We start from the raw sequence: 12814 nt of genomic DNA on the forward strand, positions 1-12814 counted from the left end.
CTTAATTAATGTAGTATTTTAATAGTATTAAATAATTGTTAAATATATATGTAGTAACACCTCTTTAATACTATTAAGTGATCTAGTTATCCGTTATTTTGATCTGAATACCTGTCGAATGTGATGACATTTCTGGCGCATATAGATTTTGAATAGTTGTTATTCCATTTGAAAATATACCCGCATTATTTGCTCTTAACTCATATTCAAATACGTAGCTTCCTTGTGGTAAATAATCGATAAAAAAATTCGTTGCAGCGTCTTTGGTGCTTTCATAATAACCAAAACCTTGTTTGTATTTATAGGTTGATGTTACATTTGTTGGCTCAAACCCAGAAGCTCGCATATCTTTAAGGTGTATGAATGATAGATTTCTATCACTTTTTATCAAAATCCGTACTTTCACAATATCTCCAAGTTGAATAGTTGTTGCTGCTGTTATAGGGACTAGTACTTCTTTCAACTGTTCAATTTTCTTGAGATAAAGCTCTTTTTGTAAGCTAATGGTTGATGAGGCGGACCGTATCTGATCTAATTGTTCAAAATACTGGTAATACAAACCTCCTAATGCTATGCCAGGACTTGCTTTTGAGATTTCAACTTTCCCTAATGCAGGTTTAATTTCTTTTTTCATCCAACTTTCTTTCCTGTAACCAGAACCGATTTGTTTCGATATTTGTGTTTCATCTAATGGTTTACCAGCGACTTTTATGGTAAGACCTTCTGGAGCATCTAGCCAGTTATCGCCATAGTTGATCAAGGCATCAACAGCAGCGACGGTCGCTTTAGTTGAATTCCAGTGTCGTACTTGTTTATTTTTGATCAACCAGATCTTCATATTTTCAATTGCTTTTTTATCTTGACTTACTTCGTCAAATGCTCTTATCAGTTGGGCTTGTGTCTCAATTGGTGCTTCGTACCAAGACCAGCCAGGTTGATTTTGATTCCAGTACATACCTTTTTCAACAGATTCAATAGATTTTTGTTGCAATTGTTTGATGACTAGTGCAGCAGATTCCTTTAAGTTGTAGCGATTTAAAATAAGGGCTACTTTGGCTTGCGTGCTAATACTATATGTTAGTTTATTTTTATCAATCTCTTTTAGAAAATATGCAATAGCTGGTTCCAGTTGCGTATTTTTATCTTCAGGCGAATAACTGCTTTTTACGAAGAGATATTCGATTCCTTGATCAATATTAGGTTTCATCTTATTGTCTTGCTGAAAACGGGACCAATTATGTAAAATCTCATTGTCTAAAAATGCGAAGCCTTTCGTGATGATCGGTTTAACCATATTTGTCAAATCAAATTCAGCAATGATGCCTTTCGCATTTAATTTATTGATGCCCTCAAGTATATAGGTGGAGACCTGGAAATTCTCATTACCTCCAGGATACCATGAAAACCCTCCACCGGATGATTGCAAAGCAGCAAGTTTCGCGACGTCTGTTTTTAATGTATTTTTAAGCGTATTCTGATCAAATAGATGTGCAATGTTCTTCATTGTTTCTTCCTCATTAATTGCATCTTTTAACCAAGGTGTTTCCTGTATCATAATTGTTTTCAATTCCTCATTGATACGTAAATTTGATTGAAGTTGCTGTTTACCTTTCCATTGTTCAAATACAGGCTTTATTTTTGGGTGCTGATTGACCAGATGTGCAGAAAATGAATTTAGATAGAATTTACTGAAAATTGATTCTGATGATTCATATGGATACTCATTGACATAGGGTAGCGCAAATAAGGCATGATAGATCGGATTGCTTGTTAATTCTACTGTATAGCGGTATGGTTCGGAAGTAGACGAGCCCTGTTGTAAACTTTTCATTTCAAAAGATTTCGACTGACCTTCTCTTACAGCAATAGGTAAAGTTTCTGTGACTAACATACTGTTTTTTAGAACAGGAATAGTGGATTCTTCACCGTCAGAGAAGTTACCTCCTTTTGCCACGATACGGTATGTGATTGCTTCAATATTTTTAGGGATCGTAATTTCCCAGCTCGTATTTTCACTGCCTTTAGCAATTACCGTAATTTGTTTTATTGGAATGTTAAGAGCTAGGGGCGCCATGGTAATTGCATCAAACATTTCTAGCGAAACAGAGGTTTTTAAATCATATGCAGACAAGTTATTGACCTTTGCTTTGATTGTTATTTGATCTGCTTCTCTAAAGAAACGTGGCATATTGGGTACAATCATCAGATCTTTTTGTGTTTCAACAAAATTAGTGTAGGTACCTATAGCTAATTCTTTACTATGCGCGATTGCCATAAACCTCCAGCGGGTTAAACTTTCTGGAGAATCAAAGCTGAACACCGCATGACCATCTTTATCTGTTCGTAGTTGAGGTAAGAAGAAAGCTGTTTCCTGTAGATTTTTCCGAATCTGAATTGGATTATCGCCTTTATTTTTGTCGATTTCTGCTTGACTGGAGACTACGACTACCTCTTCCATTACAGGAGATGCTGCATCTGCGAGCATAAGATCTTCTTGGACTGCTCCAGCCGCCTGTTTTGCTACTGTACCTCGGATTCTAAGTGATCCAGTAGGGGACATTCTTCTGGTACGGCCAAAATCATAATTATTGATATTGAATCCAAAATTCTTAAATCGATCGTAATCTAGTGCTGTGTTAAAATTCAATTCTCCAAAATTTTGGATGAAAGTACTTCTGCTGAGATTATTGGTATAATACCAGGCTCTATAAGAAGGATATGAATAAGGATTTAGAGGAAATGAAAAATCATTGCTGGTCACATTTTTAAGTTTGTCTAAAGATGCGTCATACATATTCACCAAAAGCTCTGATGCAATCTGCTCCCCTTTTTTTCCTTTAATGACCAATTCCCAAGTTTCTTTTTGTCCAGGATACAGTTTATTTCTGAAAGTTTTTGTTTCTATTGTTAGCGATGGGCTATATTGTTGTATTGGCAATACCAAAGTTTTAGTGAAAAGCTGTCCATTTTTAACACCAGTGAAATTCAATACCAAACTATTCTTGATGGTTTTAGGAATTTCAACTTGAATTGTTGTTTTCGTTTTTGAAACGACTTTAAAATCTATTTTTTCATCTTCGGAAGAAGTCATGTTGAGATGAAGAGAATCAAAATCCGTTTCCAGACTTATTTTAGCCTTGTCAGCTAGTTGATAATTAGCTTTGTCAGCAGTAACGGTCAAAGGTGATTTTTCATCTGATTGTAGCCGTGAATTGTTGATTTCAATCATCCGCTCACTACGAATAGTATCTTCCGCAACAATTGAAATTGCTTCCAATTTATATTTTCCTGCAAAACTACTGCTGTTTGGAAGTTTTATTTTATTTGATTGGGAAAGATCAAAATCTGCCTCGTAAACCACCGTAAAATCCTCTTCTTTTTTATATTCAATTCCGTAAGGTTCATAGGGGAACTTCTGTAAAAATTCATCCTTAGGAATGCTATTGTAATAACTAAAGTCATGCGCAATATAGAATGACGGGGAGACAATAAGACGTTTATTTTCTATTCGTTTTTTTAGTATAAATTTACCTTTTGCAGGTACTTTTTGTCCAGATAGGTTTTGTGCACTTATTGTAATCGAATCCAGATCATTTGCATCAATTTGTTCTGGTGCATCTATCTGTAAAGTAAAGGGAATATTTCCGATAGTTAAACGGGTGGTACTTTCATTGGTTTCACCAGTAGCATCCATTACTGAGGCATTGATGTTGAATGATTGGGTAACTCGCCACTTGCTGTTAAAATCTTGTGGTATTTCACTTTTGAAACTAATGATAAAATTTCCCTCGTTATCAGTTCGTATGGTATCTATTTTGATTGTCTCGCTAAATGTGCGATCGATAATTCTATCATATACATCGAAAGGTCTTATTCTATTTTCAACTTTGTTGACCGAATATGCCACCGTGGCATTAGCTATAGGAACACCGCTAAAAGATATAGCTTTTCCTGTTATAGAAATGGAGTCACCTAATGATTTCTTATCTTTAAATTCGTCAAAAGTAACTTCAAATTTTGGACGTTTATATTCTTCTACACTGAAGCTGTAATTTTGGTTTATGCCATCACCAGTAATCTGTATATAATACTGACCTGTTACATTACCTGTATTTAAGATAAATGATCCTGCTATTGATCCAAAATCATTGGTGACCAATGTTTTTTCATCAAAACGTTGATTATTTGTATCGTATAATCCCACAACGATGCGTTTATCAGCCATAGTTGCGTATTTAATCTTTTCGTAATTCTTATATACGATTGCTTTGAAATAGACAATCTGGCCCGGTCTATAGATCGATCTATCCGTAAATATTTTTGCATCGTAATGTGCGTCTTCTTTATGATCAACTTGAGGATAATAGTATGAATTGAAGGGGATGAATACAGGTTCATCATTAATCCTTAAAAAAAGATTTCTATTTTGATTTTTATTGTTAAAAACACCATTCTTATTTGTCGCTTCAGTTGATTGTAGTTCAAACTTATCTTGACGTAAGTTGTAAAATTTCAATGAGGCATTGGATTGTTGTGCACCTGTTTCCCGGTTTACGATCAGTACAACTTGATCATCTTGCAACATTGCGTATTTGCTAAAATTTAATTTTAGATAACCATAGCAGTTTTTTTCATTGTATTCGTTTTCAAATGGAGAGGAAGCATATACGATGGTATAAGAACCTGCATCAAGTGCAGGGATTAGCAAAGTTGTCTCGTGACTTACTTGATCTTTAAAATCTTTAAGATCAAAAAAGCCTTCCTTTACAACGTTGTTATTTTTGGTGAAAGTGTGGATATTGTTCCATAATGTACTATCATTAGCGTTGTTAATTTCGGATTGAAAACGATCTAAGATATTTCTTGGACGTATTATTTTATAGAATATCTTACTGACATTTCGGTGTGTCACTTTCATTAATGCCTCTTTATTCGCGGTATTAAATTCCTTCGATTCAAGAAGAATTTCTGGTTTTAATATATTTTGACGGACTGTTGATAGATAGGTTTTTGTATGAGCACTGTCCGCAAGCGGTAAATACGTTTCTATTTTTCTTAGTAAGATATTTATTTGTTCTTGTTGATTTACCGCGACAATATTTGCCTTGTTTTTGTAGATGTTGATATAATCTACAATCATAATTTCTTTGAGTGGGGACTGCTTATATTTTGCGATCCAATTTTCAAGAATTTGTAATCTGGAAGAATCCGGATTATTTTTGCTACGCAATAATTGGTATTGATTAAATAAATAGGCATCTATATTTTTGCCCTCATGGATTTTTATAAGATCGTGGTATAAGCTATCGACAATTTTGGTATTACTATCTTTTTGATTTCTAGCTGAAGAGATCTGGTAGGGCTGATTTTGTTGAAGGAGATCGATATAATCATAAACTGCAATATCGTATAGCGTTGGCAGATAGGACTGCTGTGGTGATTCAATGAGTTTACTCCATTTTTCTTTTGGTTCATGCAAGAGCATGTCTTTTTCTATTAAGGCATTTTGATATAAGGATTTGATTTTATCTTCAAATTGTTTACTTGTCCAGAAAGTAAAATCGTTATTAACATCGTTTTGTACTTCAGTACGCTGATTAATGCTGTAATAATTACTGATGAAATAATCGTTATAATTACGGGCCTGTTGAATGGTTAAAATGGCTTTCGCGGTTTTATTCTCGAGCTGTTTAATTTTGATATCAAATTCTTGAATGACTTTTAATTTTATATCCGAATCATCTGAAGTCTGCATGTTTATCTTTTGGCGATATAGAAAAGCTTTGACCTGTTCATCATACCAATTTCTTTTTACTGCTTCGGCTTCTACCTTAGCAAGAATAGGAGAGATCTCTTTCCAAAATTGATTATCAGCCAGACTGTCAATCTGCATCCATAAGGGAGCAAGATTGTTTTTCTTTTGTGCATATGAATGCGATAAGCACAATAATGAGTATATGAAAAGGAGTATTTTTTTCATGATAAAACCTATAGAAAATAAAAAAAGAGAATACAATGCGTATTCTCTTTAAATATAAAGAATTTATTGTTCCTTTTTATTTTTTATCCATACCCGATTTTTTTGAAATTTGAATCGCTTGAAACTTCTTCCCATCATAGTGGGGAGCTTCTATAGTTAGTGAAGTAGGATAGGGCGTATTTTTATCAAAAAAGTAAGCCGTAGTTGAGCTTCCATAATCATTTACCGGTAGTAAATCTATGCAGGCCTTATAATCTGCTTCATCAGGTTTGCCAACAGAAATTGCATATATGCGTATGATACCGCCTTTATTTTGCTCATTTCTTACAAATGCAACCTCTTTAAATTCGCCAGGTAGATCTTCAATGCTTTTTTGTGTTAAAGAATCCTTTAACATGAAGGCTAGAATTGCTAGAATAGGTATGATAATTAACCATACCCGTTTATTTTTTTTCATTAAACTTATTCATTATGAGTGTAAGCTTCCATTTGTATCAGTAAGCTCAGCGTACTCGAGTTGTTTTTGTAATGGTAATGAAGCTATCATGAGCAAGAAATTTATATCCTTACTTATTTCACGATCTTGATAGCTTCCTTAAACGTATTGTAATTAAATTGCTATTGTAATTCCTAATAGTTTGTAAAACTCCTTAAGAATAGCTTGATGACCTGGCCAAGCAGGTGATGTTACTAAATTTCCATCTACAATCGCTTGATCTGCGGGGATGTTTTTCCATGTTCCGCCAGCAAGTTCGATGTCTGGTCCTACAGCTACATACGCCGTTAATGTACGTCCTTGGAGTACTTTTGCTGCTGTTAAAACTTGTATGCCATGACAGATCGCCGCAACGGGCTTATTGTTGTCAAAAAAATACTTTGTTATTTCTAATACACGTTTGTTCAGTCGGATATACTCTGCAGACCGGCCTCCCGCTATATACAGACCATCATACTCTTCTACATTAATGGTATCAAAATCTTTATTGATTCCAAAATTGTGTCCACGTAATTCCTTATAGGTTTGGTCACCTGTGAAATCATGAACTGCAGTAGGTACTACATCACCTTTTTTGCGATCTGGTGCTACAGCATCAACATCAATACCTAGAGAACCCATAGCCTGAAAAGGAACCATTGCTTCGTAGTCTTCTACGAAATCGCCAACAAGTAATAATATTTTCTTTGCCATAAATTTGTTTTTTATCTCTCCAAGATACAAAAAAAGTCACAGACGACTATGACTTTTTCTGTTAAGTTATGGTTAAACTAGCTTTGCCGTTCTCTCTTTTAAAGCACGTTTAGTTGCTCGTACTTTAGCTTCTAACTTACTTCTATGTTGAATATTTGTAACTCCTTTTCCGCTTTCGAAATTATTTCCAAATTCAGGTAAGGAGAATGAGTCCAAAACTTCTGCCCCATCCCAAGTGATTCTATTTACGGCTGTATTTAAAACAGTAGATCCACCCATAGGTCCTGGGCTAGTAGCTAATAGAAAAACAGGTTTTCCATTGAACGTTTTACGACCTGCAATTCTGGATACCCAATCGATGATGTTTTTGTAACCAACATTGTAAGAACCATTGTATTCTGCAATCGATATCAATAAAAAATCGGATTCATCAATTTTTGACGCGAAATCTAATGCTAATTGTGGAATGCCAGACTCTATTTCTCTATCAATAGAATACAAGGGCATTTCGTAATCATTCAAATCTAATATATCGATTACATCGTCTACTTCTTTATAATATTTAGAAACTGAAGTAACGAAAGTTTTGTTAATTGAATTTCTGCTGTTACTAGCAGCAAATGCTAATATTTTCATTTTGAGCTTTTATTATTTGATGTTCAAACGTACAATATTAATTTTATGAAAATGTCAAAATAATGTTTGAAAGGTTCCAAAATAGTTATTTATTGACCTAGATCAAGATTAAAACGTTCATACATGCCCAGAAAGCCAGTTAACCCTCCGGTATGAATAACCAAAATGCGTGCATCAGGTTTAAAGTAATCTTGAGAAATCAAATCATTAACCGCAAAAAAGAGTTTACCTGTATAAGTTGGTTCGATCATGATTCCTGTATTGGAAACAAATTTTTCAATGAACCGTAAAAGTTCGGGTTTAGTTTTCGCGTATCCTCCAAAATGATATCCAGTATGAAGGGTTGCAACAGGATCGCTAGGATATATTTTGTGCACTTCATCATGAATAAAATCTCCTCCTTTTAAGACAGGTACACCATGGACAACAGTTTGTAATCCAGATGCCGCTACACCGTGTTGTAATCCTGCGAGGGTAGTCCCAGTACCGCAGGCGCAAAAAATATGATCGTAAGATTCCTGTAGTGATGCTATAATTTCTTCGCATCCTTTAGAACCAAGCGGTCCATGACCTCCCTCATCTATAAAATAAGCATTTGAGTTATTACTGAAATGTTTATCAAACAGAACTTGCTTATTTTTAAATTCGGTACGATCAGTATAGATAATTTCCATCCCAAATAATCGACACATGGCGATGAGCGGATTATTTATTCCAGGGTCACTCCGTAAAAAGGCTGTTGTTTTTAGACCAAAGGTAGCACCGGCGCAAGCTGTTGCCAAAATGTGGTTAGACCATGCACCGCCAAAAGTGACCAAATGGTTTTTATTTTCTGCTAATGCACGCTCCAAATTAAATTTTAATTTCCGCCATTTATTACCTGAAATAAACGGATGGATCATGTCATCACGCTTTATAGAGACATAAATAGTTTTTTTTCCCCAGTCTGGAAAACTAATTTTTTGTTCGGGACTATAAAAATTAAAAGATATCATACACTTTAATGTACAAAGTTAGTAGAATTTGTATGAATTAGGTTATTTTTGTACGATGGCTGAAAATTTAGAGTTACAAGAGCAAGATGATCAAGAGTTATTTGAACATTTGCGTATAGAGGTAGATAAAGGACAAGCGTTACTGCGCATCGATAAGTTTCTGATGAATAGAGTAGAGAATGCATCTCGAAATAAAATTCAGGCAGCTATTGAAGCGGAGTCCGTATTAGTGAACGAAAAGCCTGTAAAGGCAAGCTACAAAGTGAGACCATTTGATGTTATCACTGTTGTCTTGCCCGATCCCCCAAGAGATACCGAAGTATATCCCGAAGATATTCCTTTGGATATCATTTATGAAGATAATGATGTATTGATCGTCAACAAAGAATCAGGAATGGTTGTCCATCCTGGTTTTAATAACTATAATGGAACATTGGTAAATGCTTTAACGCATCATATTCAGCAGTTGCCACAGTTACCCGGAAACTCTGATCGTCCAGGTTTAGTGCACCGTATTGATAAAGATACGTCTGGATTACTTGTTATTGCCAAGAATGAAAAGTCGATGACTCACTTGGCGAAGCAATTTTTTGATCACAGTATCACAAGAAAATACATTGCGCTGGTATGGGGTGATATTAAAGAAGATGGTACCATTACAGGTTATATAGGGCGTCATCAGAAAGATAGACGTATTATGGCTATGTACGACAGTGAAGCAAATGGGCGCTGGTCTGTTACCCATTACCGGGTTATAGAACGTTTAGGTTATGTGACTTTAATTGAATGTCAGTTGGAAACTGGAAGAACACATCAGATTCGTGCACACATGCAATCTATTGGTCATCCATTATTTAATGATGCCATGTATGGTGGAGACAAGATTATAAAAGGTACCGTATTTACAAAATATAAACAATTTGTAGAAAATTGTTTTAAAATATTACCTAGACAAGCTCTTCATGCAGAAGTAATTGGTTTTGTACATCCAACATCAAAAGAAAATATTAAATTTGAAGTACCATTACCAGAAGATTTTCGTTTAGGATTGGAGAAATGGCGTAATTATGCTGCTTTATCAAAACCAACTGAAGAATAATATTTATACTTAAATGCCAACAACATATATCAATTTTAACGGTAATATTTTACCTGAAGAACAAGAGATATTCTCTATTGAGAATAGGGCAGTACGTTATGGCGACGGCTTGTTTGAAACGATGCTGTTTAAAGATGGTGAGATCAGATTCCTAGCTTTCCATATGGAAAGGTTGCAAAAAGGGATGCTCGCTTTACATTTGGAAGATGCAAATCTTTATGATGAATTTTTCTTTCGTTCTAAAGTAGAGGAACTGATACGGAAAAATAATATGGTCGGTCAGCTTGTCCGGATACGCTTAACTGTTTTTAGAAATGGGGGCGGTTTGTACAGTCCACATTCAAATAAACCTTCGTACGTGTTTCAGGTTGCGAAACCTGAACCTAATCTGAAGGATAAAAAAGTAGGTTTAATTGTTGATTTGTATACCGAGTATAAAAAACCATTTAGTGATTTATCAAAAATTAAATCACTAAATTCTCAAATTTATGTTTTAGCTGGAATTCACAAGAAAAAAATGGGTTTTGATGATGTTTTATTATTGAATCAAGAAGGATTTTTATGCGAAGCATTGAGTTCAAATATATTTGTTCATTACGAGAAAACGTTATATACACCTGCTCTTTCAGAAGGCTGTATTGAAGGTGTTATGAGACGTGTTGTGATCGACATGGCCATTGATGAAGGAATAGAGGTGGTAGAAGCTCAGATAAGCCCACAGATCATGAAAGAAGCAGAAGAGATATTTCTCACGAACGCTGTTCAAGGGGTACAATGGGTCATGGGTTATAAACAAAAAAGATATTTCAATAAAATTTCCAGAATATTGCAGAATAAATTACAAAACTGGAATTATAACGATCCTGAATAAAGTAAAGTAGAAATTTAATAAAAAGCTTCTAAACGGTATTACCGTTTAGAAGCTTTTTTATTTATGTGATGATTACAATTGAAGAGAGTGGTGATCAATTTGGGAATCATTCCTATACATCTTAAACAAGTAAAGCGTTCAAAAGTATGAACGCTATATTTTTATTGTTTGGATTTGTTTCTTTTCACTAAAAGATAAGATAAATAAAGAAGGACCATCCATATCGGAATTAGTTCAACAGGTACTTTCATTCCTGTTATCCACATGATGACCAATACGGCTACTAAAAATAAAATACAGATGTAATTACTGATCGGAAAGAGAAAAGATGGAAATTTTGTTTTTATATGCCTACGGACTTTATCCTTTTTAAAGTAGAAGTGTGTTACGGTGATCATGACCCAATTAATAATGAGCGAAGAAACAACTAACGACATTAATATTTCTAATGCATCCTGGGGCATAATTTTATTAATAACAACACAGATAGCTGCAAATAATGCCGAAACTAAGATGGCATTGACAGGAACATGGTTCTTACTTAATTTGTTTAGAAACTTCGGGGCATTTCCCTGACTTGCTAAACCATATAGCATACGGCTATTGCTGTAGACACTACTGTTATAAACGGATAATGCTGCCGTTAGTACGATGAGATTTAACACATTGGCAATTAAGCTTGTTGCGTAGATGGTTTTACCAAATAGGGTAAACTGAAAACTTTTCAAAGAGTCAAACACCGTTACAAAAGGACTTGTATCTGCCGTAATCTGTTGCCAAGGCGATAGTGAGAACAAAACAATAAGGGCGCCAACATAAAAAATAAGAATTCTATAGATCACCTGATTTGTCGCTTTGGGTATATTTTTTTCAGGGTTTTCGGCCTCTGCGGCGGTGATGCCGACTAATTCTAAGCCACCAAAAGAAAACATAATCAAAGCGATCGCGGCAAGTAGACCTTCGTACGTACCATTACTGCTTTGGGATAGCCAGCCTTTTGGGAAAAATCCACCGTCATTATAAAGATTACTGATCGAAGATTGTGGGCTGCCTGTACCACTGATAAGCAAATAAGAACCAAACAAAATCATGGCTATAATCGCGGCTACCTTTACTATAGAAAACCAGAACTCGGCCTCTCCGTAAACTTTTACAGAAGCTAGGTTTAGCCCATTAATGATAAAAAAGAAAAACAGACTGGAAGTCCATAGTGGTATTTCAGGCCACCAAAACTGCACATAAACACCGATAGCAGTTAGCTCTGCCATGCTTACCAATATGTACAAGACCCAATAATTCCATCCTGAAGCATAACCTGCAAAAGATCCTAAGTATTTATTGGCAAAAAAGCTAAAGCTCCCAGAGACGGGTTCCTCTACAACCATTTCGCCCAATTGGCGCATGATAAAGAAAGCAATGATTCCTGCTAAAGCATAGCCCAATATCACAGATGGGCCCGCTAAAATAGCAGCCTTACCGATACCTAAAAATAGGCCTGTTCCAATAGCACCGCCTAAAGCAATCAGTTGAATGTGTCTATTCTGTAGACCTCTTTTTAATTCGTTATTTTGTTTTGGATTTTGATCCACGTAATTGTTTTTTATAAAGTTAATATACGGGCTGATATCATTAGATAGGACTAATATAGTTTTTATCTATCAATAATTCGGCATTGTATTGATGTTAATACGAGCTAATAACAACTAATCAAAGCTGAAGGGTAATTTTTTATTATTTAGCAACAAAAATAACTTTTCTATTTCAGCTCCGAATGGAATACAAAAACCGTTGACATCGAACATGACAACGGTTTTTATTTTTAATCCTCAGTATATATTATACTAAAGAATGATCTCTAATTTGAATGTGATTACAGATTATTTTTTTGTTGAACTTTCGGTTGCGTCATATCACAGCCACAACCTTTACCACAACTTTTTTTACCTTTGAATGAAGCACGCATCGTTTTTGAAAAGTAGATTACCGCTGCGATAATGATTACTCCAACGATGATGTATTGAATAGTTAAATTCGTCATAATATT

At 34.9% G+C, this 12814-nt stretch carries 9 protein-coding genes; 2 read left to right on the plus strand and 7 right to left on the minus strand.

What is annotated here, in order from left to right; all coding sequences use genetic code 11:
* Window positions 1-82: 82 nt before the first annotated feature.
* The 5 genes from HCX49_RS14300 to HCX49_RS14320 form a co-directional block, all read right to left on the minus strand.
* Window positions 83-5980, minus strand: coding sequence for an alpha-2-macroglobulin family protein (locus HCX49_RS14300; RefSeq protein WP_168127456.1), 5898 nt, complete (start codon window positions 5978-5980; stop codon window positions 83-85).
* Between the two features lie 76 nt (window positions 5981-6056).
* Window positions 6057-6437 (minus strand): hypothetical protein, encoded by a 381-nt coding sequence (locus HCX49_RS14305; protein WP_132772658.1) that lies wholly within the window; start codon window positions 6435-6437, stop codon window positions 6057-6059.
* Between the two features lie 153 nt (window positions 6438-6590).
* Window positions 6591-7169, minus strand: coding sequence for a DJ-1/PfpI family protein (locus HCX49_RS14310; protein WP_021191181.1), 579 nt, complete (start codon window positions 7167-7169; stop codon window positions 6591-6593).
* A 72-nt stretch (window positions 7170-7241) separates the two neighbouring features.
* The gene (locus tag HCX49_RS14315; RefSeq protein ID WP_132772660.1) at window positions 7242-7805 is read right to left on the minus strand and encodes an NADPH-dependent FMN reductase; all 564 of its coding nucleotides are present in this window, start codon (window positions 7803-7805) and stop codon (window positions 7242-7244) included.
* An 89-nt stretch (window positions 7806-7894) separates the two neighbouring features.
* Window positions 7895-8800, minus strand: a complete 906-nt coding sequence (locus tag HCX49_RS14320) for a 1-aminocyclopropane-1-carboxylate deaminase/D-cysteine desulfhydrase (RefSeq protein WP_021191180.1) — start codon at window positions 8798-8800, stop codon at window positions 7895-7897.
* Between the two features lie 55 nt (window positions 8801-8855).
* On the opposite strand from HCX49_RS14320, the gene HCX49_RS14325 reads away from it, so the two are divergent.
* Both HCX49_RS14325 and HCX49_RS14330 read left to right on the plus strand, forming a co-directional pair.
* On the plus strand, window positions 8856-9899 hold the full coding sequence (locus HCX49_RS14325; protein ID WP_021191179.1) for an RluA family pseudouridine synthase: 1044 nt from the start codon (window positions 8856-8858) through the stop codon (window positions 9897-9899).
* 13 nt (window positions 9900-9912) lie between these two features.
* A complete protein-coding gene (locus HCX49_RS14330) occupies window positions 9913-10770 on the plus strand; it encodes an aminotransferase class IV (protein ID WP_132841330.1) in 858 nt (285 codons plus the stop codon).
* A 161-nt stretch (window positions 10771-10931) separates the two neighbouring features.
* Here the strand turns inward: HCX49_RS14330 and HCX49_RS14335 are convergent, their stop codons facing one another.
* Entirely contained in the window at window positions 10932-12359 is a 1428-nt protein-coding gene (locus HCX49_RS14335; RefSeq protein WP_132772666.1) for an amino acid permease, read from the minus strand.
* Between the two features lie 281 nt (window positions 12360-12640).
* On the minus strand, window positions 12641-12808 hold the full coding sequence (locus HCX49_RS14340; protein WP_021191178.1) for a FeoB-associated Cys-rich membrane protein: 168 nt from the start codon (window positions 12806-12808) through the stop codon (window positions 12641-12643).
* Between the last annotated feature and the right edge of the window lie 6 nt (window positions 12809-12814).

Source organism: Sphingobacterium sp. B16(2022), assembly GCF_012030425.1.
GTDB classification, from domain to species: domain Bacteria; phylum Bacteroidota; class Bacteroidia; order Sphingobacteriales; family Sphingobacteriaceae; genus Sphingobacterium; species Sphingobacterium anhuiense.

What these genes read in the sequence shown, in the direction of transcription:
- HCX49_RS14300 (WP_168127456.1), bottom strand. Translation starts at nt 5,980, where the DNA reads ATGAAAAAAATACTCCTTTTCATATACTCATTATTGTGCTTATCGCAT.
- HCX49_RS14305 (WP_132772658.1), bottom strand. Translation starts at nt 6,437, where the DNA reads ATGAAAAAAAATAAACGGGTATGGTTAATTATCATACCTATTCTAGCA.
- HCX49_RS14310 (WP_021191181.1), bottom strand. Translation starts at nt 7,169, where the DNA reads ATGGCAAAGAAAATATTATTACTTGTTGGCGATTTCGTAGAAGACTAC.
- HCX49_RS14315 (WP_132772660.1), bottom strand. Translation starts at nt 7,805, where the DNA reads ATGAAAATATTAGCATTTGCTGCTAGTAACAGCAGAAATTCAATTAAC.
- HCX49_RS14320 (WP_021191180.1), bottom strand. Translation starts at nt 8,800, where the DNA reads ATGATATCTTTTAATTTTTATAGTCCCGAACAAAAAATTAGTTTTCCA.
- HCX49_RS14325 (WP_021191179.1), top strand. Translation starts at nt 8,856, where the DNA reads ATGGCTGAAAATTTAGAGTTACAAGAGCAAGATGATCAAGAGTTATTT.
- HCX49_RS14330 (WP_132841330.1), top strand. Translation starts at nt 9,913, where the DNA reads ATGCCAACAACATATATCAATTTTAACGGTAATATTTTACCTGAAGAA.
- HCX49_RS14340 (WP_021191178.1), bottom strand. Translation starts at nt 12,808, where the DNA reads ATGACGAATTTAACTATTCAATACATCATCGTTGGAGTAATCATTATC.